This window comes from Solibacillus sp. GQ1, assembly GCF_059758555.1.
The window spans coordinates 742254-767871 of the sequence record NZ_JCAXEX010000001.1 but is presented as its reverse complement, the minus strand read 5'-3'; the positions used below and the strand labels follow the sequence as shown (position 1 = coordinate 767871).

28 protein-coding genes and 1 riboswitch are annotated in these 25618 nt (G+C 39.5%); of the genes, 8 read left to right on the top strand and 20 right to left on the bottom strand.

Annotated features, from left to right (window positions below; genetic code table 11):
• Positions 1-14 precede the first annotated feature (14 nt).
• The 3 genes from AC6CH1_RS03565 to floT all read left to right on the top strand — a co-directional run bounded on the left by AC6CH1_RS03565 (position 15) and on the right by floT (position 3674).
• Positions 15-1457, top strand: coding sequence for a bifunctional metallophosphatase/5'-nucleotidase (locus AC6CH1_RS03565; RefSeq protein ID WP_498316339.1), 1443 nt, complete (start codon positions 15-17; stop codon positions 1455-1457).
• 129 nt (positions 1458-1586) lie between these two features.
• Positions 1587-2117, top strand: a complete 531-nt coding sequence (locus AC6CH1_RS03560; protein WP_251689029.1) for an NfeD family membrane protein — start codon at positions 1587-1589, stop codon at positions 2115-2117.
• An 18-nt stretch (positions 2118-2135) separates the two neighbouring features.
• Complete coding sequence (gene floT, locus AC6CH1_RS03555) at positions 2136-3674, top strand: flotillin lipid rafts scaffold protein FloT (RefSeq protein ID WP_251689031.1); 1539 nt, start codon at positions 2136-2138, stop codon at positions 3672-3674.
• 59 nt (positions 3675-3733) lie between these two features.
• Here the strand turns inward: floT and AC6CH1_RS03550 are convergent, their stop codons facing one another.
• From AC6CH1_RS03550 to AC6CH1_RS03495, 12 genes are all read right to left on the bottom strand, one after another.
• Positions 3734-4804 carry a branched-chain amino acid aminotransferase gene (locus AC6CH1_RS03550; protein ID WP_251689033.1) on the bottom strand — a complete coding sequence of 357 codons (1071 nt, stop codon included), beginning with the start codon at positions 4802-4804 and terminating at the stop codon, positions 3734-3736.
• 140 nt (positions 4805-4944) lie between these two features.
• Entirely contained in the window at positions 4945-5619 is a 675-nt protein-coding gene (locus AC6CH1_RS03545) for a hypothetical protein (RefSeq protein WP_498316338.1), read from the bottom strand.
• Entirely contained in the window at positions 5616-6110 is a 495-nt protein-coding gene (locus AC6CH1_RS03540) for an ECF transporter S component (protein WP_427710735.1), read from the bottom strand. The genes AC6CH1_RS03545 and AC6CH1_RS03540 overlap by 4 nt, the downstream gene beginning before the upstream one ends.
• On the bottom strand, positions 6097-6525 hold the full coding sequence (locus tag AC6CH1_RS03535) for a bifunctional adenosylcobinamide kinase/adenosylcobinamide-phosphate guanylyltransferase (protein WP_498316337.1): 429 nt from the start codon (positions 6523-6525) through the stop codon (positions 6097-6099). The genes AC6CH1_RS03540 and AC6CH1_RS03535 overlap by 14 nt, the downstream gene beginning before the upstream one ends.
• Positions 6468-7073: a histidine phosphatase family protein gene (locus AC6CH1_RS03530; RefSeq protein WP_498316336.1), complete on the bottom strand. Its 606-nt coding sequence runs from the start codon at positions 7071-7073 to the stop codon at positions 6468-6470. The genes AC6CH1_RS03535 and AC6CH1_RS03530 overlap by 58 nt, the downstream gene beginning before the upstream one ends.
• Complete coding sequence (cobS, locus tag AC6CH1_RS03525) at positions 7046-7819, bottom strand: adenosylcobinamide-GDP ribazoletransferase (protein WP_498316335.1); 774 nt, start codon at positions 7817-7819, stop codon at positions 7046-7048. Before cobS ends, AC6CH1_RS03530 begins: the two co-directional genes overlap by 28 nt.
• Positions 7820-7831: 12 nt before the next feature.
• Positions 7832-8374, bottom strand: coding sequence for a bifunctional adenosylcobinamide kinase/adenosylcobinamide-phosphate guanylyltransferase (locus AC6CH1_RS03520; protein WP_498316334.1), 543 nt, complete (start codon positions 8372-8374; stop codon positions 7832-7834).
• 67 nt (positions 8375-8441) lie between these two features.
• Positions 8442-9395, bottom strand: coding sequence for an ABC transporter substrate-binding protein (locus AC6CH1_RS03515; RefSeq protein ID WP_498316333.1), 954 nt, complete (start codon positions 9393-9395; stop codon positions 8442-8444).
• Complete coding sequence (locus AC6CH1_RS03510; protein WP_498316332.1) at positions 9385-9942, bottom strand: cobalamin adenosyltransferase family protein; 558 nt, start codon at positions 9940-9942, stop codon at positions 9385-9387. The genes AC6CH1_RS03515 and AC6CH1_RS03510 overlap by 11 nt, the downstream gene beginning before the upstream one ends.
• Before the next feature lie 162 nt (positions 9943-10104).
• A riboswitch (cobalamin riboswitch) is annotated at positions 10105-10286 on the bottom strand.
• 65 nt (positions 10287-10351) lie between these two features.
• Positions 10352-10762, bottom strand: a complete 411-nt coding sequence (locus AC6CH1_RS03505; protein ID WP_251689050.1) for a Fur family transcriptional regulator — start codon at positions 10760-10762, stop codon at positions 10352-10354.
• Positions 10759-11625 (bottom strand): metal ABC transporter permease, encoded by an 867-nt coding sequence (locus AC6CH1_RS03500; RefSeq protein WP_427710749.1) that lies wholly within the window; start codon positions 11623-11625, stop codon positions 10759-10761. The genes AC6CH1_RS03505 and AC6CH1_RS03500 overlap by 4 nt, the downstream gene beginning before the upstream one ends.
• A gap of 15 nt (positions 11626-11640) precedes the next feature.
• Positions 11641-12387, bottom strand: coding sequence for a metal ABC transporter ATP-binding protein (locus tag AC6CH1_RS03495; protein ID WP_251689055.1), 747 nt, complete (start codon positions 12385-12387; stop codon positions 11641-11643).
• 110 nt (positions 12388-12497) lie between these two features.
• Here AC6CH1_RS03495 and AC6CH1_RS03490 point away from each other — a divergent pair, with 110 nt between their 5' ends.
• Positions 12498-12731 (top strand): isopropylmalate synthase, encoded by a 234-nt coding sequence (locus tag AC6CH1_RS03490; RefSeq protein WP_251689056.1) that lies wholly within the window; start codon positions 12498-12500, stop codon positions 12729-12731.
• Between the two features lie 74 nt (positions 12732-12805).
• Here AC6CH1_RS03490 and AC6CH1_RS03485 read toward each other — a convergent pair whose 3' ends face one another.
• The 4 genes from AC6CH1_RS03485 to AC6CH1_RS03470 form a co-directional block, all read right to left on the bottom strand.
• On the bottom strand, positions 12806-13438 hold the full coding sequence (locus AC6CH1_RS03485) for a pyroglutamyl-peptidase I (protein WP_498316331.1): 633 nt from the start codon (positions 13436-13438) through the stop codon (positions 12806-12808).
• Between the two features lie 13 nt (positions 13439-13451).
• Positions 13452-14870, bottom strand: a complete 1419-nt coding sequence (dacB, locus tag AC6CH1_RS03480; RefSeq protein WP_498316330.1) for a D-alanyl-D-alanine carboxypeptidase/D-alanyl-D-alanine endopeptidase — start codon at positions 14868-14870, stop codon at positions 13452-13454.
• A 126-nt stretch (positions 14871-14996) separates the two neighbouring features.
• Positions 14997-15884: a deoxyribonuclease IV gene (locus tag AC6CH1_RS03475; protein WP_498316329.1), complete on the bottom strand. Its 888-nt coding sequence runs from the start codon at positions 15882-15884 to the stop codon at positions 14997-14999.
• A gap of 69 nt (positions 15885-15953) precedes the next feature.
• Positions 15954-17264 (bottom strand): DEAD/DEAH box helicase, encoded by a 1311-nt coding sequence (locus AC6CH1_RS03470; protein WP_251689064.1) that lies wholly within the window; start codon positions 17262-17264, stop codon positions 15954-15956.
• Between the two features lie 158 nt (positions 17265-17422).
• Here AC6CH1_RS03470 and vrrA point away from each other — a divergent pair, with 158 nt between their 5' ends.
• Positions 17423-17947, top strand: a complete 525-nt coding sequence (vrrA, locus tag AC6CH1_RS03465; RefSeq protein WP_498316328.1) for a VrrA/YqfQ family protein — start codon at positions 17423-17425, stop codon at positions 17945-17947.
• 137 nt (positions 17948-18084) lie between these two features.
• Here vrrA and AC6CH1_RS03460 read toward each other — a convergent pair whose 3' ends face one another.
• Both AC6CH1_RS03460 and AC6CH1_RS03455 read right to left on the bottom strand, forming a co-directional pair.
• Positions 18085-18957: an SDR family oxidoreductase gene (locus AC6CH1_RS03460; RefSeq protein ID WP_251689068.1), complete on the bottom strand. Its 873-nt coding sequence runs from the start codon at positions 18955-18957 to the stop codon at positions 18085-18087.
• A 117-nt stretch (positions 18958-19074) separates the two neighbouring features.
• Positions 19075-19353: a YuzB family protein gene (locus AC6CH1_RS03455; protein ID WP_498316327.1), complete on the bottom strand. Its 279-nt coding sequence runs from the start codon at positions 19351-19353 to the stop codon at positions 19075-19077.
• Between the two features lie 196 nt (positions 19354-19549).
• Here AC6CH1_RS03455 and AC6CH1_RS03450 point away from each other — a divergent pair, with 196 nt between their 5' ends.
• Complete coding sequence (locus AC6CH1_RS03450) at positions 19550-20518, top strand: 4-hydroxy-3-methylbut-2-enyl diphosphate reductase (RefSeq protein WP_251689072.1); 969 nt, start codon at positions 19550-19552, stop codon at positions 20516-20518.
• A gap of 62 nt (positions 20519-20580) precedes the next feature.
• Here the strand turns inward: AC6CH1_RS03450 and AC6CH1_RS03445 are convergent, their stop codons facing one another.
• Positions 20581-21285, bottom strand: a complete 705-nt coding sequence (locus AC6CH1_RS03445; RefSeq protein ID WP_353056558.1) for a response regulator — start codon at positions 21283-21285, stop codon at positions 20581-20583.
• A 15-nt stretch (positions 21286-21300) separates the two neighbouring features.
• Positions 21301-22893 carry an ATP-binding protein gene (locus AC6CH1_RS03440; RefSeq protein ID WP_498317732.1) on the bottom strand — a complete coding sequence of 531 codons (1593 nt, stop codon included), beginning with the start codon at positions 22891-22893 and terminating at the stop codon, positions 21301-21303.
• Between the two features lie 105 nt (positions 22894-22998).
• Between AC6CH1_RS03440 and AC6CH1_RS03435 the strand changes: the two genes are divergently transcribed.
• Positions 22999-24054, top strand: coding sequence for a DctP family TRAP transporter solute-binding subunit (locus AC6CH1_RS03435; RefSeq protein WP_498316326.1), 1056 nt, complete (start codon positions 22999-23001; stop codon positions 24052-24054).
• Positions 24055-24307: 253 nt separating this feature from the next.
• Positions 24308-25561 (top strand): C4-dicarboxylate transporter DctA, encoded by a 1254-nt coding sequence (gene dctA / locus AC6CH1_RS03430; protein ID WP_498316325.1) that lies wholly within the window; start codon positions 24308-24310, stop codon positions 25559-25561.
• The last annotated feature ends 57 nt before the right edge of the window (positions 25562-25618 follow it).

The following is a 25618-nucleotide window of genomic DNA, read 5'->3' as shown; positions in this document are numbered from 1 at the left end:
AGGAAGTTTTCTCAATGAAATTTACTATTATTGCGACAAGCGATATCCATGGACATACCGAACGCTTTTCACAGCTTGCGCAAATGATTTCCGCAAGGCAGCCCGCACTGTTAATCGATAACGGGGATTTTTTGCACGGGAGTCATTTAAGCTATTATTACGATTATATTGTCCAAAAACAGCACCCGCAAATCGAACTTGCAAACACACTCGGCTATGATGTTGCAGTTTTCGGCAATCATGAATTCAACTATTCTCCCGAAAAAATCCAAGCGATCCGCAACGCCTCGAATTTCCCATGGATTGCCGCCAATATTCCAGGGTTTGCCGAACCGTATTTCATTAAAGAAATAAACGGGTTGCGCATTGCTGTCATAGGAGTTGTGACACATTTCACAAAAAACTGGGATGAATGTGGATCAACAAAGTATCTGGATTTCGAAAACGCATTTGAAAGTGCGAAAAACACTGTAAAATATGTTCGCGATGTGGAACAGGTACAGCTTGTCATTTTAAGCTATCACGGCGGGTTTGAACGGGATCTTCATAGCGGTCACCTAATAGATCAGGAACAAGGTGAAAATGAAGGCTATCGCATGCTTCATGAAATAGGAGGCATTGATCTTTTCATTACCGGGCATCAGCATTTGGAAATTGCCACAGTGCACAACGGTGTCGCTGTCGTGCAACCCGGGGCAAATGCACATTACTTTGCGCAAATTGATGTCACTGTAGAACACGGTACATTTTCTTTTGAACCGTCTATCATCCACGTGGACCCCACATCAAAAATGCAGTCTTTTCCCGAATTTGATGCGTGGAAAAAACAACAAATCGGAACAGCAAATCAAGCGTTGACTTATGAGGACTTTTTTACGCCCCGTACAAAAATGACCGCATATACACAATTGCTTCATGATATGCAGCTCCATTACACGGGTGCCCAAATTTCGGTTATCGAACTGCCCTACCATACACAAGGTGGCTTTCCTGAAAAAGTAACCCGTGAACATGTTTTACATAATCTTCCCCGATCGAACCGGCTGCTCGTCATCAAAATGAACGGAGCTGAAATCCGCCGGGCGATTGAACAAAGTGCAGCTGTCTTTGCGCTGAATGATAAAGGGGAAATCGATTTTAGTATGACCGTGCACTATCCGGAGCCGCAGCCGTATATTTATGATTTGTGGGGTGGCATTGATTACGTAATTGATTTGCGTCAACAAACAGGTCAACGTGTCACGAAGCTAACGTTTGAAGGTAAACCCATTCAGGATAATGAGATCTTTGAAGTTGCCGTCAATAGTTACCGTGCAACAGGTGCGCACCAAATGCAGATGTTTAAAAAACCGCCTGTTCGTGAAGCAGCTAAATTCATCCCCGATTTAATGATGGAATACATAGAACAAAACAGGCCTCTTACCGTCCAAGTCAAAAATGATTTTCAAATGAAATAGTCTCTAGCAGGATGTATGTCAACCACTTGAATTGGCATACATTTTATTTTTCGGAAAATATTAAATTTTTATGAAACTTTTTTCCATTTCATCCGTAAATTTATTAAATAGCATTAAGGAGGTGGCAACTTGTTTGGTTATTCCATTGAAACCATTTATTTAATCATCTTAATCGTTATTGGGTGTTGCACTGTTCTTTACTTATTTTTTGCAGATGTTGCGGATGTCTCCATCGATGGATCACCATTTTTTGACCCAGCTGTAATCCTTTCGTTTATTACGTTTACTTCGGCTGCGGGCTATTTGCTGGAACAGTTTACCGGCTTTACAAGTTTCATCACATTCATCATCGCTCTTATAATTGCGAGTTTATTGACAGCACTTCTTTATTTTTTCCTACTCGTTCCTTTACGTTCTGCGGAAGTATCTCTTGCCTATACAGAAGAATCGCTAGAAGGTCAGGTCGGAAAAGTGATTGTACCTGTTCCTCTTGAAGGCTTTGGGGAGATGGTGATTGAAACGGCAAACGGCATTATATCAAAGCGTGCAGCAAGTTTTCATCAAGTGGAGATTCCATACGACACGCAAGTTTTAATTATTGAGATACGTGATGGTACAGCAATGGTCGCGATTTATGAGAAAGAAGAACTTCAATTTTAGAAACAGGGAGGAATTTTTATGTCAAGTTTGGCAGGTATATCAGGTATTTTAATAGCAGTCGGGGTAGTTGTATTTCTAATTGTCGCTCTTGTAGCCGTCTATATTATGAAATATCGTACAGCCGGTCCGGATGAAGCATTAATCGTAACAGGTAGTTATTTAGGAAGTAAAAATGTACATACCGATGATTCAGGAAACCGCATTAAAATTATTCGCGGTGGTGGTACATTTGTATTCCCGGTTTTCCAGCAGGCGAAACCACTTAGTCTACTTTCAAGCAAACTGGAAGTAACAACTCCGGAAGTCTATACTGAGCAAGGTGTTCCTGTTATGGCTGACGGAACAGCAATCATCAAAATCGGTGGTTCAATTTCAGAAATCGCAACTGCTGCCGAGCAATTCTTAGGAAAAGATAAACAGGAACGCGAAAGTGAAGCTCGCGAAGTACTGGAAGGTCACTTACGTTCGATTTTAGGATCGATGACAGTTGAAGAAATTTATAAAAACCGTGATAAGTTCTCGCAGGAAGTACAACGTGTCGCATCTCAGGATTTAGCGAAAATGGGATTGATCATTGTATCATTTACAATTAAAGATGTTCGTGATAAAAACGGCTATTTGGATTCTCTAGGTAAGCCTCGAATCGCTCAAGTGAAACGTGATGCCGATATCGCAACTGCTGAAGCAGACAAAGAAACACGTATTAAACGTGCTCAGGCAGCTCAGGAAGCGCAACAGGCTGAATTAGAGCGTGCTACTGAAATTGCGGAAGCGGAGAAAAATAATCAGTTAAAAGTGGCTGAATACCGCCGTGAGCAGGATATCGCAAAAGCCCGTGCCGACCAGGCGTACGAATTGGAATCTGCACGTGCTAAACAGGAAGTAACAGAACAGGAAATGCAAGTACGAATTATTGAACGTCAAAAGCAGATCGAATTAGAAGAAAAAGAAATTCTGCGTCGTGAAAAGCAATATGATTCAGAAGTAAAGAAAAAAGCAGATGCGGATCGTTATGCAATTGAACAAAACGCAGAAGCACAAAAACGTAAAGAGCTTGCGCAGGCAGATGCGGAGAAATACCGTATTGAAGCACAGGCTCAAGCTGAAGCAGAACGCATTCGTTTAGATGGTCTGGCGAAAGCAGATGCAGAGCGTGCACAAGGTACAGCTGAGGCTGAGATTATCCGTCTACGCGGTCTTGCGGAAGCAGAAGCAAAAGAGAAAATTGCAGAAGCGTTTGAACAATACGGTCAGGCGGCTGTCCTTGATATGATTGTTAAAATGTTACCGGAATACGCAAAACAAGTTGCTAGCCCGCTTTCAAATATCGATAAGATTACAGTTGTTGATACAGGTGGCGGTGCAAACGGCGGTGCTGGTAAAGTGACGGGTTATGCGACTGATTTAATGGCCGGCTTACAGGAAACATTAAAAGCCTCTTCCGGTATTGATGTTAAAGAACTAATTGAAACATATGTCGGAAAAAATGCATTTGAAAAATCGGCAATAATTCCTCGGGAAGACTTTTCACGCGTTGAAGAAATCCTTGAAAAATAATTAGTTCAATAAAAAATACAGCATTCTTCCAAAACGGAAAATGCTGTATTTTCTTTTTATTAAATTTTAACCGTCCAGCCAAATGTATCTGCAACTTTACCGTATTGGATGCCTGTTAATGTATCGTAAAGCATTTGCGTTACTTCACCGATCTGGCCGTTGTTGACAGAAATGATTTCATCCAGCCATTTCAGCTCCCCTACCGGCGAAATTACAGCTGCTGTTCCTGTACCGAATGCCTCTTCCAATGTGCCGTTTTTAGCCGCTTCTACAACCTCTTCAAAGGCAATTGCACGCTCTTCAATCGGAATATTTTTTGATTTTAAAACTTCAATCATCGAATCGCGAGTAATCCCTGGTAGAATACTGCCGTTTAATGCAGGTGTAATAACTTTTCCTGAAATTTTAAAGAAGATGTTCATACTGCCGACTTCTTCTACGTATTTATTTTCCTTACCGTCCAGCCATAATGTTTGAGAATAGCCTTGTTGTGCAGCAATTTCTGAACCTTTTAAGCTCGACGCATAGTTGCCGGCTGTTTTCGCTTCACCCGTACCGCCAACTACGGCACGTACGTATTGCTGTTCTACTAATATTTTAACCGGGTTAATGCCTTCTTTATAATAAGACCCAACCGGTGACATAATAATCATAAATTTATAGCTTTTCGCAGGATTTACTCCTAAATAGCTTTCTGTCGCAATAATAAATGGTCGAATATAAAGAGATGTACCTGGAGATGTCGGAACCCATTCGCGATCTACACGAAGTAATTCTTTTAATGCTTCTAATGCAAAATCCTCGTCAATCGGAGGAATGCAAAGGCGTGCATTGGAAGAATTTAATCGTTGGAAGTTACGGTCCGGGCGGAATAACTGGACTTCACCATCTTCTGTCATATATGCTTTCAAACCTTCAAATACCGCTTGTCCATAATGGAATACCATCGCAGCAGGACTTAATGTAATCGGAGCATATGGTGTAATTGTCGCATTATGCCATCCTTTTCCATCTTCATAATCCATAACAAACATATGGTCAGTAAAAATTTTACCAAAACCAAGCTGTTCTGCAGGTGTTTTTTGTTTTCTATTTGTTGATAACTCAGTTGTAATTTGGTATGTTGTCATAATTTCAGGCTCCTTAACTAATTTAAGTTGATACACTCTATCATACCACGTTATTTTTAGAAAATTTAGTATTTTTTAATTTCCGTCAAAAAATATTTTTTTCTAGCAGTTCCATTAGTTTTCGAGCAAATTTCTTACAATCATTTTTTAGCTTTTACAAGTTTACTAACAGGTGCTGTCATGTTAGTTTTGAAAATTTCTTCATGCTCTTTTTTCACAGCAACTAACACCGCACATGATGGACCTGCAGAGCTGGTTAAATCGACATGAGCTGTAAAATTTTCTCCGGCAAAACGTATTATTTCTGCCCCGATTCCTTTAGAACCTGTTGGCCATATTGCTTGAATCATACCGTTGACCAGTCCTTCATATAACTCATCTAACTGGGCTATTTTGTGGGGATTTTCTATCACCTCATTTCCGACAAGCGGTTCGCCGACAACATAGAACTCGCAATGGTTCGTATTTCGTGCGAATTGCTTTTTCCCAAGCATCGTGAGTGAGACAGCTGACTGAAGCGACTGAAAATTCGTTTCACTCGAGCCCATTAAAGAAGGCATCTCCAGCCCCATTTCGGAAAATGCCTTTTTAAAACCTTGCTCATATTCTGTCCAGATATCATCGCCTGAAAAGTTGGCCATTAATAACTGTACCGGTATTGCACCCGCGCAAAGTTGCTCTAAAATAGCCGTACGAGCGGTAAAATAAGCGGTAATTTCATTTGGGACATGTACAATATCGTGTTCTTTTGTGCCGATACAACCCGAATTATCAATCGATACGACTAACCCGTTAACTTCAATCGCATTTCTCATACATTAACCCCTACCCGCTGCACCACCGTTTTCAATACAGGCATGACAAGTATCGCGATAAGACAGTTCACAGCTGTAGCAATTGTTAATGAGGCAATCGAGCCGATGTAAAATGCCGGAGAAATAATAAAATAAAACGGAATTGGTGCAATGACCCCATTTGCGATTATTACAAAGATCCATTTTAAAATACGTTGGCCTTTTTGATGCATAATCGCAAAAATCGCAACGATAATAAACATTTCCGCTGCAATTAAAAGATGTAAAACGCCTAGCGGAAAGCCGGATGTGAGACCTGTCGCGATATGTCCGAGTGCTCCTGCCGCGCCGGCAAAAACTGGCGGTAGAAAGATTGCGCTAATAAGAGCCGGGGCAGAATCGAGTGCAGCTGTTCCGACTATTCCTACCGGCACTTTAATAAAACTCCCAATCACACAAATTGCCGCAATCAATGCTGTTAAAATAATTAAACGTAATTTAGTTTTGTCCATGAGAATCTCCTTTTAAAATTTGTGGAATGCCGTACCATACACGAACAACTGTATGTGCTTCATAACAAAGCTTCTGATAAAGCCGTCCGCATGTATCTCTTAATTGCCGTGCTTCTTTTTCAAGCGGTACAACGCCGCGGCTCGTATCTGTACAAATACAAAACAGTTCTGCCCGCTCTGCAATTTGTATAATCTGTTCGAAAATTTGCTGGGCAGCCTTTTCTTCCGGTTCATGAAGAAGTGGTAAAATCATTTGTTCAAAATTACTTATTATGTAGCGCTCGTTTTCATTTATATTTTCAAGTTTTGGCAAGTGGCCTTCACAAACAATCAGTTCTTTTGCAGGTAACTGTTCAATCAATTTTTCTGCATATTTTCGTTTACCGTTATGTGCGCCTCCGAGTATAACGTACATCTCGCACCTCCTATGAGTTCATCTACCGAATCCCAGCCAAGTGTATAAATCGTACGATGATTGGCCACTGTTTGCTGAAAAGTTTGCTCCTTCATTCCGTATATGGCAAGTAATAATCGAATTACTCCTCCGTGTACGATGAACGTATATTCCTTCTTTTCATTTACAATCTTATGAAAGCCATCCAATACTCGCTGCTTGAATTGGAAAAATGTTTCTCCGTTCGGTATCGGGTTTTCAAGCGGATCATCAATCCAAGCCCGGTATGTTTCATTATGCTGTAATTGTTCATATGTACACATTTCAAAGTCCCCAAAATGCAGCTCACGCAAATATTGAGAAGCGATAAATTCAGCATTCGGAAAATAACATTGTGCAGTCTCATGACATCTTCGCAAATCGCTCCCATATACAATACCAGGCTGTAGATCGATCTCAGCCTCCACTTTTTTCAGTATCGGTTCATCTGTCCAGCCAATATATTTCCGTTCTGTATTTGCTTTCGTTTTTTCGTGCCTGATTAAATGCACAGTAATATTGTTAGCCATAGTACAACCTCCAACCCTTCACCGAGTGCACCGAGCAAATCACCTGTTACACCGCCAAAATGTTTCTTTGACCAAATCCGGTAAATAAATACGGCGAACAGCATCACGACCACTAAAATAAACAAGCTGAAAACGCCAATGTATAACCAGCACACAAATGCCAGGATACTTTGAACGCCGATTAAAACAGCAAGCTTATTTTGAATGACGATCCCTTTAAAATAAGCAGCGAGTCCCTTTTCCTTTGCCGGCTGCATCGTTACAAAATATAGCAGCATCCCCATTCTTGCTATAAAGGGAATGAAGATTAAAAACGGCACAATCGCCAATTGACCATGCAACAGCATTTCGTAAATAACGCCGATTTTTAATACGAGTAAGCAAAAAACACTAATAACCCCAAAAGCGCCTGTACGTGGATCATCTAATATTTCCAGCCGTTTCTCTTTTTCTCCGTAGGAAAAGAACGCATCGCTCATATCAATCCACCCGTCTAAATGCAGCCCCCCGGTCAGGACGATCAACCCGATAACAATCAAAATCGCCAACAGCAGCTCCGAAATTTCACTATAGCGAGATAGTATCAATACACCACTACTAATTATGGCTCCAATCAGCAATCCGACAATCGGCAAAAATCCATACATCCATGTAACAGATTTCGAATTCATATCCAGCTGTTTCTTAATCGGCACTGCCGAAAAAAACTGCCACGCTAATAAAAAACCGCTCCAACTATTTTTCAACTTGTTTCCTCCTTACTTCCACCGCTGTACAAGCTGAAATTGTACTTCATATGCTTCATCACTATTTTGGACAATCCATTGATGTAACTCACCCAACAATTTACGATATAAATTTACCTCATCATATTGTGAAGGCAATTCATCCAGCACTTCATTTGATACAACTATTATTGTAGCACCTTGCTTCCGCCAAGTTAGCAATTGCTTTTGCAGCGATTCGATACAATTATCGATATATTCGCTATTTTCATTTTTTTGTTCATATGTATACATTACATTCGAAAGCCATGTTGTCACACATTCAAAAAGCACAACTGCCTCGTTGGAAAGCTGCCCTATCGCTACCGGAACTTTGACTTGCATTTCCACTGTGTTCCAGTTGATGTTCTGAGTTTCACGGTCCTGCTGATGGCGGATTATCCGTTTTTTCATTTCATCATCAAAGGATACGCCTGTCGCGACATAGTAGAGCGTCTTTTTCTCACCTAATTGCCTTGCGTATTTCTCTGCAAAAGCACTTTTACCGCTGCGTACACCACCGGTTATAAAAATCAATGGTATCCCTCCTTAAACATTGTAAAAAGAACATGCCTAAACTAAGGCATGCCCTTCTATTCTATACTTATTTAAACAGTTCCGGATATACTGATTGTGCCATAATTTCAACTGCTTCACCAATACGCGGTCCAGGACGGGACATAATATCTCCATCGACTAAATAAACTGCCTGTTCTGTGACTGCCTGTATTTTATCCCAGCCTGTCCGTCCTAGAATCTCATCAATTGCATTTTCCATATATGTTGCTGGCGTAATAATAATTTCTGGATTACGAGTGATGACATCTTCTTCCGTTACACTAATCCAGCTCGACTGATCAGCAAAAATATTTTCAACATTCGCATGGTTCATTATTTCCTGCTGGAACGTGCTGCTGCCGGTAGTCCAAAGAGCCGGAGCTGGTGACACTTCATAATATGCTTTTTTCTTCGTATCAAGTGTCGCTGTTTTTTCCTGTACTGTATCAATTTGTTCCTTAATGTCGGCTACAACTTCTTCCCCTTTATGTTCGACACCCATTACTTCCGACAGCTGGATAATATCCGAATATACATCATCAAATGTCTCCGCAGAAGCAATTACAAACACTTTAAGACCTGCATCTTCCAATTGGGTAATTTGTGCTTCCTCCCCGATTGTGTACGCTACAACGACATCCGGATCTAATTCCAGAATTCGCTCTGCATTGATGACTGTAGAAGTCGACACTCGTTCAATTTTTTGTGCTGCTTCCGGATATGTATCATATTCTGTTGCGCCGATAATTTGTTCACCGACACCCAGCTCAAACAAAATCTCTGTATTGCTTGGTTGCAGAGAAATAATTGTTTCCGGTACTTCATCGAATATCACTTCAACACCACGGTCATCTATAACCGTGTAGGGTACTCCATTATTTTTCGATTCAGCCTGCTCTTCTTTTTCTGCTTTGCCACCTGTTTTTTCCTCATCTGATCCACATGCTGCCAGTAATAATGTTGCTGCTAAAGCAACGACCCACTTGTTATTAAATTTCATTTGTTGTAACTCCTTTTTTCTTTTTCGATGGATAGGATTTTGAGATAAATGGAATTTCCTCTTGTTGATGCTGCTGATTCATATAGACCGCCATGACAAAAAATACATTAGCAAGCAGCCCTAGAAAATCAAACAGAATTTCATCCACTTCTCTTTCCTCGCTCACTTTATGTAATGCCCTGTAAGACTTTTTCGCCTCACTGCGGCAAATATGCAGTCTTGCTGCACTTTCGATTCCTTGTGGCAGTACAAACTGCTGAATCGCTTCTCCAACTTCACTTACATAAAAATCGTATCGATTGCTTAGCCATTGCAAATCCTCAGATGTAATGGCCAATTTGCCGCGGACCGAACCATTTGCATGATAGGCTAATGGTTGAATCCTCCTCAAATCCTCCAAGACGACTTGACCGGATGCATCATCGACTAATGTCGGAAAAACGGTACCGATTCGTGTTGTTAAAGAATCAGTGCGGATTTCATAATCGACACAGCTTTGCTTTTCCCGCATAAACGGATAGCAGGAAAAACGGATATCCTTTTTCATAAAAATTCTCCTCACTTCATGTAATGCCTCACCGAAAATATTGAGTGTACGAAAAAAAGCCACCCATGAGAAAATGGATGGCTTCAAAAATCAAACAAGAATGCAAAATGTTGCTTATTCAATCAGTGACTGCCGTACATTCTCTTTAATTCCGAAGAGGGATGTTACGATAAGAAAAAGATTGGTCTCCTGGCTCTGCGTTTCACTTTACTCATAAGTACCTTCCCGCTATATTAGCAGTGGTCTCACACTTATTTTCATCAACGCTTACAGTTACGGATATAGCTTCGGATTTGCACCGAATTCCCATTTATGCATAATGCATCTTTTTCCTGCAAATTTATTCAATTTGTCTTAATCACTTTAGCATATAAAAAAGATTATGCAAATAAATATTTACTACAGCTACCTACAAACATTCCGGACATTTCCCGTAAATCTCAAATTTATGGGCCTCCACAGCATAACCCGGCAGTTTTTCACCGAGCATTTCCATCGGGCAAACAGACAGTTCTTTTACTTTCCCGCAATCACGGCAAATAAAATGGTGGTGATGGTGATCCGACTCACAATGCATACGGAAATTACGCTCACCGTTTAATTCTGTTTCTTCTAAAATATCAAGCTCCACAAAAGTAGCCAAGTTACGGTAAATTGTATCGAAACTCATTCCAGGGAAATCTTTTTTTAATACCGATAACAAATCACGGGCAGTCAAATATTTTTCTGTAGCTGCAAACATACCCAAAATCAACTCTCGTTTATCCGTCTTTTTATAGCCATTTTCCTTTAATATTTCCCACGCGCGCGCTGCATTCACAGTACTTTTTCCCCTTCCGATTTAATAGTTAATTTCAACACAATCTTCTTAATTAAAATTACTGACAGCAAGATTAAAATGGATGTGACAACAATTGTTCCACCTGGTGCCAAGTTTAAGTAAAAGGCAGAAACGAGTCCAATTACTACGGCCAGCTCTCCAAATACAATCGCTAAAATGATTGCTTCTTTAAAGCCGCGAGCTAATCGCATCGCTGCTGCTACCGGTAATGTCATTAAGCTTGAAACAAGCAAAATTCCGACAATACGCATACTTGCTGCGATTACGAGTGCGACAACAACCATAAAGATTAGATGAATCCATTTCGCGGGTAAACCGCTCGCTTTCGCATATTCTTCATCGAAAGACAATACGAAAAGTTCTTTAAAAAATAGTATTAAAAATAATACAACTATGACTGCAATTGCCAGTACAACATATAAATCCTGGCGTGATACAGCCGATACAGAGCCGAATAAATAACTCATTAAATCCGCATTAAATCCGCTTGCAAGTGAAATAAAAATGGCACTCACACCGATTCCACCCGACATAATAATCGGAATCGCAAGTTCTTCATAATGTTTATATAGTCTACGTAATCGTTCAATTAAAATCGAACCACTTACAGATGCGACAATCCCTAGATAAATCGGGTTCAGCAATGCCAGCGCTGCAAACGATTGGCTCAAATACAGGCTCCCTGCAATCCCCGCCAAAGTGACATGCGACAGTGCATCTGCAATAAGCGATAAACGTCTTACTACGATAAATACACCTAATAGTGGTGCGATTACTCCAATAACTAGCCCTGAGAAAAAGGCGTTTTGTAAAAATTCATAGTTTAATATAGCTTCAATCATAACGGCCTGCTCCTCTTAATGAATCTTTCGAACAGAGTGGCCGTTCCAGCTAGCAATCTGTTCTTCCGAAATCGTATCAAAATCATTTTTGTATCCGTGAAAATGGATCGACTGATTTAAGCATGCGACATGACTGACACGATCCGAAACCGTGTCCACATCGTGTGTAACTAAAATCATTGTCATATTGTGATGCTTATTTAAATGTGCGAGCATATCATAGAATGCCTGCACATTTTCGCGGTCAATTCCGACTGTCGGTTCATCCAAAATAAGGAGCTTCGGATCGGACACTAATGCACGTGCGATGAAAACACGCTGCTGCTGCCCTCCGGAAAGCTGACCAATATTCCGTTTTAGAAATTTCTCCATGCCGACATCTTTTAGAGCACCTTTCACTAGAAAGTCCGCATCTTTTGGATAGCGTTTAAAGAGCCCGACCTTTTGCGATAAACCGCTTTTCACGACTTCTTCGACCGTTGCAGGGAACCCCGAGTTAAAGGCATTGGATTTCTGCGAAACATAGCCAATCCATTCGCGGTGTTTAAAATGGTTTGCTTGTTCGCCAAATAATTTAATTTCCCCTGACATGGGCTTTAACAGTCCTAAAATTAATTTCAAAAGTGTCGATTTTCCGGAACCGTTTTGACCGATTAACGCCAAAAAGTCGCCTTCATTGACACGTAGCGAAATATTTTTCAATGCTTGTGTGTATTCATATTGAAAGGAAACATCCTTCAATTCAATCAATGGTTTTTTCATTTCGTTCGCTTCTTTCTAATTCAAAATCATTACGATTTACATCATGTTAGTATAATGCAGATTTTTGTTCATGTAAAGGGAATAAACTTGAAAGGATGAAGACAATTCAAATGCTACAATGGTTTGATAACTTAAAAGGAATGAATGACAGCCAGCTGCAGGATTTTGCAAAACAACAGGGGCTTGAATTGAGCATTGAAGAAGTTCAGAAGCTGCAAAAAATTTTGAAGCATGCCAATATAAGCTGGGCTCTTACCGGCGTTCCAAAAGAGGTTTTACAAAAAATTCATAAGCTGCTTGGGGATAAACGCTATAAAAAATTGATGAAGCTAGTCGGATTGTAAAAATTTATGTAATATGAAAAAGAAAAGCAACAGTTGTACTGTTGCTTTTCTTACTATTTGATAATGAATTTAACTTAAAGCACTTTATCTGCCAGCTCCACGTTTTCAACACATACTTCGAGTGCCAGTTCAATGGCAGCCGTCAAATCACGCATTGACCAGCCTGGAATTCGGCCATGCTCAATCGCCAGCTCAAACGATGCAGGGATGTGGATAAATCCTGTTGCTCGTATCGCTTCATTCTTAGCAGCATAGTACAAGCCTTCATACATAATATTATTGCATAAATATGTTCCGGCTGAATTCGATATGACTGTCGGATAAACTGCAGAATTTAATCGGTTGACAATTTTGCGAATCGGCAATGTCGACAAATACGCAACGTCCCCATCTTCTTTAATCGGTGCATCTTCAAATGCATTTCCCGCATTGTCCTTTTCCCCGTCTTTTACATTCAATGCAACCCGTTCCGGAGAAATTTTCGTAATGCCTGCAGCTAATCCCAATGAAACGATTATCGTCGGTTTTACTTCTTCGACCAGTGCCATAAACTGTTCCGGTGCTTTTGCAAAGTCCACAGATAATACACGGCCAACAATTTCAAACTGACCGATAGATTTTCCGTTCAGTGCCTGCACGACTTCCATTGTAGGGTTAATCGGATTTGATAAAAACGGTTCAAATCCTGTTAATAGTAATTTCTCCATCTGTTTTGCCCCTCTATAAGTTCTTTACAAGCGCTGCCATAGTACGGTCAATATATACTGTGCCATTCGATTTGTTTTCCAGTAAAATCGAGAAAATATATTGTTTTCCGCTTTGGCCTTTCATATATCCCGATAAAGTATATACATTCGGGATATAGCCCGTTTTCGCATAAATTCTATTTTGCAACGCACTGCTTGTTAAACGGCTTTTTAGTGTTCCGCCAATCATGCGATCTTTATTGCCGGCGACTGGCAACGAATCAAAAAATGTACCGAAATACGGTTCTTTTTGAACTTTGTAAAGAAGCTGTGAAAGACCGTTTGATGTTACACGGTTAGAATTGGATAGTCCCGAGCCATCTGCAAAACGCCAGTTATTCACAGGAATATTCATTGATGCACTGTATTTCTTCAGTAAAGTGATTCCTTTATTTGTACTGCCTTCCCCTAGTTGCTGCTTGCCCATTGCTTTTACAAGAATATCGGCAATACTGTTATTGCTCAGCTTCATAAATGCCGGGAAAATGGCTGCCAACGTACGTGATTCATTTGTATGGAGCAATGTTGCTTTTTGGGGAACTTTCCCTAATTCTACTTTCGAACTCTTCACAAACTTTAAACCTGTTCCTTGCAGCGTCTGTTTAATTGCCTGCATTGTATTTTTCGACGGGTCCTGCAATGTTACCCATTCCTTTTTGCTGCTCCCTTGTGGAAGGTTCCCGGAAATAATAATGCGGTTTGTGTTGTAGGCACGTTTGATTGATATCGTATTGCGATTTCCTTTACTTACTGTTTTTGCTTGATTGGAAATGACCATACCGCTTAAATTCGGTTCAATCGAATAGCTCGGTTTAGCCCCAACTTTACCAGGATTTGCAGTAATGATAACTGTACTCGCATCAAAGTCATTGTTTTGTGACATTGTGATTGCAGAAGTACGTGCACCGAAGTAATACGTCTCATCCGACTTTAGAACACCCGGTGGTAATGTACTTCCCGAAAATGCGGTATCATCACCGATTAAGTGACCATTGATTGTACGTATACCATTGCGCTTCAAGACTTTGGCAAACTCCAAAAAATCATCTTTTTTCAATGTCGGATCGCCACTGCCCTTTATGTATACATTTCCATTTAACGTATCGTTGACAATAATGCCGTCGATATAAAAATTCGTTTTAAAACGATAGTCCTCTCCTAAAATCGACAATGCGGCAGCACCTGACACTAACTTCATATTCGAAGCTGGTCGCATCAGCTTGTCCCCGTTTTGCGAGTAAACGATTTTCCCGCTCTCCGCGTCACGTATCGTCACCGCTGCATTACTTTTCCCTAAATGCGTTGTAACCGCACCATTGACCGATGCGAAACTTTGGATAGGCAATGAAAAGAATAATGCTAATAAAATGACGAGCTGAAATATTTTTTTCATTAACTGGTTCCTCCTTTTGAATATTGCTAATTTACAGTTAACTCATTATAACAAATTATGTCATAAAAAACGCAAAAAAACATACTTTGCATCAAATTTGTGCCAAGTATGTTTTTCTTATTCTTATTATTCGCGCATTGCATCAATTAATGCGGGTTGGAATTCACTATTACGAAGCATCGCAATTTCGTGTAAATATGGCGCTTTTTTGTTCTTAGCATCCGGACCGACAAATGGTGTTTCCAATATTTTCGGTAAATGCATTAACTGTGGATGATGGACAATATAGTGCATCGCATCAAAACCGATTTCACCAAAACCGATATTTTCATGACGGTCTTTCGCAGCGCCGCACACATTTTTCGAATCATTGACGTGCAGTACTTTTAAACGGTCCAACCCGATAATTTTGTCGAAATCATTTAACACACCGTCAAAGTCATTGACAATATCGTAGCCGGCATCATGGATATGACAAGTGTCCATACAAATCGACAGGCGCTCATTGTTTGTTACACCATCGATAATACGTGCCAACTCTTCAAATGTACGACCGATTTCAGTGCCTTTGCCTGCCATTGTTTCGAGTGCAATCTGTACAGGGTAGTCCTGTGTCAGCACTTCATTTAAACCTTCTACAATACGCTCAATACCCGCATCAACGCCTGCACCGACATGGGCACCCGGATGCAGCACGATTTGAGTTGCTTCCAATGCAGCGGTACGTTTAATTTCTTCCTGCAAAAAGTTTACGCCAAGCTCAAAGGTTTCCGGCTTTGTCGTATTCCCTAAATTAATAATATAAGGTGCATGAACAACAATGTTCGATAGGCCGTTTTCTTTCATATGGAGCAGGCCCTTCATAATATTCAGCTCTTCAATCGGCTTTCTGCGCGTATTTTGAGGTGCGCCTGTATAGATCATAAAAGTATTGGCACCATAGCTTAAAGCTTCTTCACTGGCACCTAGCAGCATTTTTTTTCCGCTCATTGAAACATGTGAACCTAATAACATTCTACTTTCCTCCATTTAACAAACAAACAGGCTGCGTAGAAATATCTTTCTAAGCAGCCCCTTGCAAAATTATCTATTGTTGCGGCGCGCTTTAATACGGCGTTCGCGTTTTTTCACTTTTTCCATTTCCCACTTCATATTACGTTTATAGCCTGGTTTAACTTTCTTCGGCTTACGTACTAGGGCTTTGGCTTTAGCATCAATCTCATCTTCTTTACGCTCACCTTTACGGTTTGCACGTTGGTGACGATCTTTTAACTCAGACCATTCGCCATTTTTAATATCTTTTTGTACAAATGGGATTCCCATTTTTTCGATGCGTACAACTGCATCCTCATCTTCCGGCTGGTATAACGTAATCGCTGTTCCTTTTGAGCCGGCACGTGCTGTACGTCCAACACGGTGAATGAAGAACTCAAGATCTTCCGGGATTTCGTAATTGATGACATGCGAAATTCCTTGAATATCAATACCACGCGCAGCTAAATCTGTTGCTACGATATATTGGAACTCAAGATCACGTACTTGCTTCATCATTTTTTTACGGTCACGAGGACTTAAATCACCGTGGATTTGTCCTGCACGGATACCTTGTTCTGCTAAAAATCCTGCTACAGCTTCTGCATTTTTACGTGTGTTACAGAAAATAACAGCAAGGAATGGATTGATTCCCTTAATCACTTCAAGTAAACGCGTATTGCGTGCTTTCGAACGAACAGGTACTAATACAAAATCAATACCTTCCGCTACCGGGCGTTTGTCATTCATATGAATATGGACTGGTGAATCCATGTATTTCTTTAAGAATGGTTTTAATTTTTCCGGAATTGTCGCTGAGAAAACGAACATTTCAAGCTTTTCAGGCATATGCGACGCAAAGCCGTCAATATCCTCAATGAAGCCCATGTCAAATGCCAGATCTGCTTCATCGACAACTAAAATCGGCGCAGTGTGAACGAGCAATGCATTTTCTTTAACTAAATCTTTAATACGACCAGGTGTACCTACAACGATTTGCGGCTGTGTTTTTAAACGGTCGATTGTACGTTGTTTGTCCGTACCACCGATAAATAATTTTGTTGAAATTTCCGTTCCTTCAACAAGCTGGTTTAACGCATCAAAAATTTGTTGTGCCAGTTCACGTGTCGGCGATGTAATAACTGCCTGTACTTCTTGTTTTTCTTCTACGATACGCTCCACGATTGGCAATAAAAAACTATGTGTTTTTCCTGTACCTGTATGAGCTTGTCCGATTGCACTCTTACCTTTTAATACGAGTGGAATCATTTCTTTTTGAATGGGTGTCGGCTCTGTAAATCCAAGCTTTGCAATGGCGTCCTGCAAAAATGGCTTGAATTGATAATCAGTATATTTTGACATTCACGTACCTCCTTACATCTTTCCTATTGTACCATAATTCGTACATTTAAGTGACCATCTGCATATCATAACGGTAAATAGTTTCAACGTCAAACAGTTGGGACGAATTTATGAAAGAAAATTGAAATATCATGTCGATTTTTAGAAAGGAGTTTAATATGCGCCCACCTTATTACTTTCCACCTCAAGGAATGATGAATCAGATGCCGGTTGCACCACGTTTTCCAATGTATGCACCATACATGATGCGAGGCCCAAGTCCAGGGGGAGGTCCGATTCCCGGAATAGGTTCTATTCCTGGAGCTGGTCAGTTTATGGACCAAATGCCGATTCCGCCTCAAGCACCCGTGCAAGGTGCAGCAGGTGTACCGAAGCTCGAAGGATTTTTATCAGGAGCAAACTCTTTATTTAATAATGCCCAAAAGTTCACACCTTATATTCAGCAGGCAGCTCCAATGTTTAAAAATCTGCCCGCTTTATGGCGTTTATATAAAGGATTTAAGGATACATCGGACCCACTGGAGTCTTCTACTGTTTCAATGCCGCAGGAACGACCAAGAGAGAGAGATAGAATGAGAGAAAGAGGAAATCCGCGAGGCAATCGTCGAGAAGAAGAGCCAGTTCAGGAGAAAATTACAACAAAACCTTCATTACCAAAAATATTTCAGCCTCCTTTTGAATAACACCAGAAAAAGCTACCCCAAGCAAATGAGTGCAGATTCGTCATTTCTAATACGAGTCCTCTCTTATGCATAATGGAGTAGCTTTCTATTTGTTGACCATGTATGCTTTACCGATCAATCCAATCCTTAACTCTCTTTTATGAAGACATAATGCTGCCGCCATTCACATGGATGCATTGGCCAGTAATATATGTTCCGTCTTGGGATGCCAACAACACATATGCCCCAGCAAGCTCACTTGGCTGACCTGGGCGTTTTAATGGCGTTTCTGTACCGAATTCTGCTACTTGCTCTGCATCAAATGTAGAAGGAATTAACGGTGTCCAAATCGGTCCTGGTGCGACCATATTTACACGGATCCCTTGATCGGCTATGTTTTGCGCTAAACTTCTGACAAAGCCTACAATCGCCCCTTTCGTTGATGTATAATCAATTAAAATCGAATGGCCGCGGTAGGCATTGACAGATGTTGTACATATAATGGAATCTCCTTGTCCCAAATGCGGAACGGCTTCCTTACATAAATAAAAAATACCATCCATATTTGTACGGAATGTTTTGTCCCATTGTTCGACCGTAATATCTAAAAATGAATCGACAGGATATTGTACCGCAGCATTATTAACGACAATATTAATTTGCTGGAAATGGTCAAGTGCTGTCTTTACAAGTTTTTTACTTGTTTCATAATCACCGATATCCCCTTCAACTAGAACGGCCTGAACGCCCTCTTTTTCAACCAATTGTTTCGTTTCTTCTGCATCGGATTGCTCTTTTTCCAAATAGTTTATGACAAGATTTGCCCCTTCTTTTGCGTAGGCAATGGCAACGGCTCGGCCAATTCCTGAATCACCGCCTGTAATAATTGCTACTTTTCCTTTTAACTTATCGCTTCCCGTATATTCATAAGGCTGTGTTGGCAATGGATTCATCTTACTTTCGATTCCGGGTTGTGATGGTTGAGTTTGTGCGGGTGTACCACCAACTTGTTTATTTTCAACGTTTGTCATGAATGAAACACTCCTCTATTGAAATTTTGTTATAAAGTTTTAGTGAAGAGTTTTCATTTTCTGTTCACTTAAAACTATTTTTCAACTTATGTAATGTTTTTTCCCCGCATAGACTTTTTAAAACAAGACTGAATTTTCTTCCAGCTCATTTTCAACATATTGTAAAAGCTTATCCGTATTTTCCGCTTTAATAAGTTCACCATTTACAATCGCAAACAAATGACATTCGCAAATTTCACAGTTTGAAGTACAACCGGATTCCGTTATTTCTATGTCTTCGCGCTCTAACAGCACATCATACACATCCGCTGCACCGAGCGATAAATTTGTTATGCAAAACTCCACCTGATTTTTTAACGCTACCGTTTTATTCCTCTTAAAAAAAGAAAACGCCATCCCATTTCCCCACTTTACGTTTTATTTATTTCTGCTATTATAGCAAACGTTCGCAAAATTCTGTACTTGCGCTATCATTTCGATATATCGCGCCATTTCCGTCGAATTTACTAGAGATTTCAGTAAGCGAACTTTGAATAAAGCATACACGTCCTATATAATGAAATTACAGGGCTTTGAAAGGAGTTACGTATAAATGAAAGTTGTAAAAATTAATCCGCGTGGATACTGCTATGGGGTAGTAGACGCTATGGTCATTGCACGCAATGCCGCACTTGATCCGACATTACCAAGACCAATCTACATTTTAGGTATGATTGTACACAATAAACATGTTACAGATGCTTTTGAACAAGATGGCATCATTACGCTTGATGGCGAAAACCGCAAAGAAATAATCGAACAGGTAGAGCAAGGCACAGTGATTTTCACAGCACACGGTGTATCACCTGAAATTCGTGAAATCGCAAAACGTAAAGGACTCGTATCAATTGACGCGACTTGCCCGGACGTTACGGTGACACATGACTTAATCCGCGAAAAAACTGCAGAAGGCTACGATATTATTTATATCGGCAAAAAGGGACATCCTGAACCGGAAGGCGCTATCGGTGTTGCACCAGATCACGTTCATCTTGTTCAATCGATGAAAGATATTGATAATCTTTCTTTTGAAAATGAAAAAATTCTCGTAACAAACCAAACGACGATGAGCCAATGGGATGTTGCCTTCCTGATGGATAGTTTAAAAGAAAAATTCCCGCATGTCGAAGTGCATAAAGAAATTTGCCTTGCGACACAGGTTCGTCAAGAAGCAGTTGCTGAACAGGCCGGTGCTTCCGACTTATTAATCGTTGTTGGCGATCCAAAATCGAACAACTCGAACCGTTTAACACAAGTATCGGTAGAAATTGCCGGAACACCATCTTACCGCATCTCGGATATTTCAGAGCTGCAAATTGAATGGCTTGAAAACGTTGAAACTGTAGCAGTAACTGCAGGTGCTTCAACACCGACACCTATCGTTAAGGAAGTCATTGCATTCCTAGAAAAGTTTGATAAAAACGATCCAGCAACACATGAAATCGTACGTTCCGTAACATTGGATAAAATTTTACCGAAAATTAAAGCACCAAAACCTGTTGAAAAAATTATGCCTTACTAATCGTAAAAAAATCATCATTTCCACTAGGGGAATGATGATTTTTTAATAAATTCCGGGCTTACCTATTCCTTAATAAAATATTGATTGATCGGTCTCCCAACACTGCCATATTGGATATCTACCTGAATTAGATGATTTTTCTCCATAAAATCTAAATAGCGCCGCGCAGTTACACGAGCTACACCGATGCCTGTTGCAACATCATCTGCTGAGGCACCACCTGAAGACTGTTTTAGAAAAACCAATACTTTATCCATTGTGGCACGGTTAAAGCCTTTAGGAAGCTCTTGAGCTATCATGTGGGGTGGATTTTGCCCTTCCTTTTGGACCTTCATTTGACCGATTATTTCATCTAACTCTGCTTGAGTCACATCGCCTGCTGCATGCATTTTCTCTTTAAATTGACGATAATGAATTAACGTTTGCTCGATCCTTTCAAATGTAAATGGCTTCATAATGTAATCAAAAACACCTAAGTGCAATATTTGCTGAATTGTTTGAACATCATTTGCCGCTGTTACCGAAATACAATCCACATTTATATTTTTCTGACGAATTTGGCGCAATGTTTCAATTCCATCTTGCTCCGGCATAAATATATCCATTACAACTAAATCCGGCAATAGCTCTAATATTTTTTCGATTCCTTTAATACCGTTTGATGCCATATCGATGACTTTAAATCCTTCCACCCGTTCGATAAATTGCCGATTTACTTCACGCACCATTGGATCATCTTCTACTAATAATACTTGAATGGTCTTCACTAGTAAGCCCCTTTCTTAATACTCGAATGTCAGGATGAATGTAGTGCCTTTATTTACTTCACTCGATATTTCAATTGCGCCATTCCCTTTTTTCACAATTTCATTAACCAAATATAAACCAATGCCCCTGTTTTCATTATCCTTTGTTGAAAATCCACTTTCGAAAATCTGTTCTAAATTTTCTTCTGAAATTCCGATACCATTATCTGTAACCATAATTGCCAGTATACCATCGTTATCATCAATGGAAATTACTACTTCTTTATGATTTCGTTCTACCACCGTAAGCGCATCAAAAGCATTCTCGATCAAATTACCGAATAACAATACAAAATCATGATGGTCCAATAATTCCGGAAACCTTGTCAGCTGGCTCTCCTCATCAATCGTCACTTCAATTCCTAGTTCATTTCCTCGACTTATTTTACTAAGCAATAGACCTGAAATATTTTCATTATAAATACGCTCATTCAGAAACTTCGTCACTTGATCATGTTGCATTTTCACTTGAGATAAGTAATCAAGCGCCTGCTTATTATGACCAAGCTGCAAAAGTCCTGCGATTGTATGTAGCTTATTTTTATACTCATGCGTTTGAATACGTAAAGCTTGTACAAATGCTTTGACGCCTGTTAATTCTTCGGCAAGTTGTTTAAATTCTGTTAAATCCTTAAAAACTGCTACCGCCCCGACTGTTTTCCCTTTTACAAAAATCGGGATACGATTACTTAAAATACTATGATTGTTTACGTAAATTTCTTGGTTATATACAGCAAGCCCACTCTCGACAATTTCAGGTAACCTTGTGTCAGGCAGTACATCAAAAATATTTTTTCCAATATATTTTTCAGGATTACCACCCACACCTAAAATACGGCCTGCCTTTTGATTGAAAATCGTAATCACCATATTGTTATCTACTGCAATAATTCCTTCATGCATTGCATTAAACGTTTCAGTCCGCTCGACATACACTTTTGCAATTTCAATTGGTTCCAGCCCGAACATTTGACGTTTTATATGCCGCCCTAATAAATGTGCACCCCAAATACTAAAAAGGAAAGACAATAGAACTGCCAAAATAATTTCATTTGTATTTTCAGCAAGAATATTCCAAAATGTTGGCAATGCAAATCCTACGACGACAACCCCTACTTGTTTTTTTTGCTCGTTTAAAATTGGTACAAATGCCCGAATTGTCTTGCCTTGTTCTCCAATTGCTTTTGAAATATAATAATTTTCATTAAATGCAGCATGCATATCCGATGAGTTACTTTTTTTACCTAGTTGGTTCGGAGATGGATGCGATAATTTAATACGATCCATATTCATGACAACAATATATTCCGCTTTATTAATAATTTTGATATCGTGAACAATTTGGGTAATCATCGTTTGTGCCAATTGTAAATCCTGCTCTTCAAGCTGCTTTTGAATTTCCGGCAAATCGGAAATGGTCCGGGCAATCAGCATAGCACGGCTACCTACCGTTTCTTCATGTTCCCGTGTTAGATTGCTTAACAATAATATTCCTGCTACGAAAAAGGAGAATGCAATAATGAAAAAGGTAAGCAGTACAATTTTTCCGTTCATTGTTAATTGTTTAATTTTCATTTTGTCCCTCCTTTTTTGCTATATAATATAACAAACTTCGAAGTGTGTGGAGATTTTCTACAACATTCAAAAAATTTCAATGTAAATGAGGGAATCCTAATGCGCCTTTATATCATAACTGCTATCGTTGCTGCTTTACTGTTAATCGTTACTATTTCCTACCGTTTCGACTTGTGGAATACAAAAGACTTACCTTACGATGACGAGCAAGTTGGGCTAGATGACCAAATTGTAATTAACTTTAGTCACGTTGTAGCTGAAAATACACCAAAAGGGCTTGCGGTTAATATGTTTGCTGAACTAGTTAAAGAAAAATCGGATGGCGAAATCATTGTGCAAACTTATCCTAACGGTATTTTATACAATGATGAAAACGAATTAGCCGCCTTACAAAAGGGTGATATTCAAATGATTGCACCTACGATTTCAAAAATCACGGAAGCACTTCCAACATGGCAAGTTCTTGACCTGCCGTTTATTTTTGAAAATGACGAACAAGTATATGAAATACTGCATGGCGATCTTAGTGATTCCTTACTGCAAGAGCTAGACAGCATTAATGTACATGGTTTGACATTCTGGCATAACGGCTTTAAACAGATGGCTTCCAATACAACACCACTCCTTGAGGTTGATCAGTTTAAAGATCTCAAAATCCGTATCATGCCAAGTGATATACTAAAAGAACAGTTTTTATTATTAAAAGCAAAGCCGATTTTAAAAACTTTCAATGATTTATACATCGCGATTCAAAATAACGAAATCATTGCCCAAGAAAATACACTTTCAAATTTATATTCAAAGGGCTATTATTCAATGCAACCGAATATTACCTTGTCGAATCACGGCATACTTGCCTATAGTGTAATGATGAACGCTGATTTTTGGGAATCGCTTACTGACGACCAGCAAAAAATAATTCAAGATTCACTTGATGAAATGCAGCGCTGGCAACATGATCAGGCAGTCGCATTGAATGCAGAAAACTACCAGCAGCTAAAAGCAGACGAGAATATTCAGTTTTACACTATTTCAGAACAGCAACGTAAACAATGGATGGAAGCATTACAGCCTATTTATAGCTCCTATGAAAAAATAAGTAATAAAGATTTCCTGACACAGCTTCGTGAAGAAATTCAGGATATAAATAATTGAACAAAATAAACAATATTCGACTACTTATGAAAATAAGTAGTTTTTCTTTTTGTTATAGTACAAAAACTTCAAGTCTTATAACAGTATTATAACAAAGCAAACCCTTGCTATATCAATATTTCAGATCATTGCAGTAAAAATTGACCAAAATGAACGATATGTTTTTTATCAACAAAATAAATATTCCGAATAATCCTACGTTATTATTGCAAATGTAAACGTTATCATAGATAAATCAGAGGGGGAAGCGAAATTGAAATTACTAAAAAATCTAACAGTCCAAGTAATTATCGCCATCATTCTTGGCGTTATCGTCGGTGCATTTTGGCCAGAGTTCGGCGCAAGCCTTAAAATTTTAGCTGACTTATTTATTAAATTAATTAAAATGTTAATCGCTCCAATTATCTTCTTAACGGTTGTTATTGGTATTGGTGGCATGGGTGATATGAAAAAGGTTGGTAAAATCGGTGGTAAGGCATTACTTTACTTCGAAATTGTATCAACAATCGCTCTTGCAATTGGTATTATGGTAGCTGTTGTCATAAATGCTGGGGCTGGAATCGATACATCTAAAGCGGGAGAAACAGATATTTCGAAATATACAACTGCTGCTGAAGAAAATAGTGAAGCTGGTTTGAGCGGATTCATTTACGATATTATTCCTGAAAATTTTGTCGGTGCATTAGCTGAGGGTGCTTTACTTCCGACTTTATTTGCTGCTGTACTATTCGGTATTGCTGCAGCATCTTTAGGCGAAAAAACACGTCCTGTAATAACATTTTTTGAACAAGTATCTGAAATTTTCTTCAAAATCGTTGGGATTGTAATGAAATTCTCTCCTATCGGTGCGTTCGGTGCAATGGCTTACACAATTGGTAATTTCGGTTTAGGTTCTTTAAAATCCCTTGGTCTTTTAATGGCCGCAGTATATATTACAATGTTCCTGTTTGTTATAGTCGTGCTAGGCTTAATTGCGAAATACTTTAACTTCAACATTTTCCGCTTCATTGCCTATATTAAAGAAGAAATTTTTATCGTAATCGGTACATCTTCTTCTGAATCGGCTTTACCAGCTATGATGCGAAAGTTAGAAAACTACGGTTGCGGGAAGCAAGTAGTAGGTTTAGTAGTACCTACCGGGTATTCCTTTAACTTGGACGGAACATCTATTTACTTATCGATGGCAGCATTATTCATCGCACAAGCATATGGTGTTGATTTATCTTGGTTAGAAATTATCACACTTCTTGGGGTATTAATGATTACTTCAAAAGGGGCTGCCGGTGTAACGGGTTCGGGATTCATTACATTAGCTGCAACATTAGCTGCATTCCCGATGGTACCACTTGAAGGAATTGCATTATTAATCGGCGTTGACCGCTTCATGTCTGAAGCTCGTGCTGTAACAAATATTATTGGTAATGGTGTAGCATGTGTCGTAGTGGCAAAATCCGAAAATGACTTTGACGAGGAAATGGCTGCAAAGGCGATTCCTGTACGTAACTAGAAATTTCAATAATAAGGCGAAAACTCTTAAGTAAAAGCCCATTTTTCTAACACTCGA

What these genes read in the sequence shown, in the direction of transcription:
- AC6CH1_RS03565 (WP_498316339.1), top strand. Translation starts at nt 15, where the DNA reads ATGAAATTTACTATTATTGCGACAAGCGATATCCATGGACATACCGAA.
- floT (WP_251689031.1), top strand. Translation starts at nt 2,136, where the DNA reads ATGTCAAGTTTGGCAGGTATATCAGGTATTTTAATAGCAGTCGGGGTA.
- AC6CH1_RS03550 (WP_251689033.1), bottom strand. Translation starts at nt 4,804, where the DNA reads ATGACAACATACCAAATTACAACTGAGTTATCAACAAATAGAAAACAA.
- AC6CH1_RS03545 (WP_498316338.1), bottom strand. Translation starts at nt 5,619, where the DNA reads ATGAGAAATGCGATTGAAGTTAACGGGTTAGTCGTATCGATTGATAAT.
- AC6CH1_RS03540 (WP_427710735.1), bottom strand. Translation starts at nt 6,110, where the DNA reads ATGGACAAAACTAAATTACGTTTAATTATTTTAACAGCATTGATTGCG.
- AC6CH1_RS03535 (WP_498316337.1), bottom strand. Translation starts at nt 6,525, where the DNA reads ATGTACGTTATACTCGGAGGCGCACATAACGGTAAACGAAAATATGCA.
- AC6CH1_RS03530 (WP_498316336.1), bottom strand. Translation starts at nt 7,073, where the DNA reads ATGGCTAACAATATTACTGTGCATTTAATCAGGCACGAAAAAACGAAA.
- AC6CH1_RS03515 (WP_498316333.1), bottom strand. Translation starts at nt 9,395, where the DNA reads ATGAAATTTAATAACAAGTGGGTCGTTGCTTTAGCAGCAACATTATTA.
- AC6CH1_RS03510 (WP_498316332.1), bottom strand. Translation starts at nt 9,942, where the DNA reads ATGAAAAAGGATATCCGTTTTTCCTGCTATCCGTTTATGCGGGAAAAG.
- AC6CH1_RS03500 (WP_427710749.1), bottom strand. Translation starts at nt 11,625, where the DNA reads ATGATTGAAGCTATATTAAACTATGAATTTTTACAAAACGCCTTTTTC.
- AC6CH1_RS03495 (WP_251689055.1), bottom strand. Translation starts at nt 12,387, where the DNA reads ATGAAAAAACCATTGATTGAATTGAAGGATGTTTCCTTTCAATATGAA.
- AC6CH1_RS03490 (WP_251689056.1), top strand. Translation starts at nt 12,498, where the DNA reads ATGCTACAATGGTTTGATAACTTAAAAGGAATGAATGACAGCCAGCTG.
- AC6CH1_RS03485 (WP_498316331.1), bottom strand. Translation starts at nt 13,438, where the DNA reads ATGGAGAAATTACTATTAACAGGATTTGAACCGTTTTTATCAAATCCG.
- dacB (WP_498316330.1), bottom strand. Translation starts at nt 14,870, where the DNA reads ATGAAAAAAATATTTCAGCTCGTCATTTTATTAGCATTATTCTTTTCA.
- AC6CH1_RS03475 (WP_498316329.1), bottom strand. Translation starts at nt 15,884, where the DNA reads ATGTTATTAGGTTCACATGTTTCAATGAGCGGAAAAAAAATGCTGCTA.
- AC6CH1_RS03470 (WP_251689064.1), bottom strand. Translation starts at nt 17,264, where the DNA reads ATGTCAAAATATACTGATTATCAATTCAAGCCATTTTTGCAGGACGCC.
- vrrA (WP_498316328.1), top strand. Translation starts at nt 17,423, where the DNA reads ATGCGCCCACCTTATTACTTTCCACCTCAAGGAATGATGAATCAGATG.
- AC6CH1_RS03460 (WP_251689068.1), bottom strand. Translation starts at nt 18,957, where the DNA reads ATGACAAACGTTGAAAATAAACAAGTTGGTGGTACACCCGCACAAACT.
- AC6CH1_RS03455 (WP_498316327.1), bottom strand. Translation starts at nt 19,353, where the DNA reads ATGGCGTTTTCTTTTTTTAAGAGGAATAAAACGGTAGCGTTAAAAAAT.
- AC6CH1_RS03450 (WP_251689072.1), top strand. Translation starts at nt 19,550, where the DNA reads ATGAAAGTTGTAAAAATTAATCCGCGTGGATACTGCTATGGGGTAGTA.
- AC6CH1_RS03435 (WP_498316326.1), top strand. Translation starts at nt 22,999, where the DNA reads ATGCGCCTTTATATCATAACTGCTATCGTTGCTGCTTTACTGTTAATC.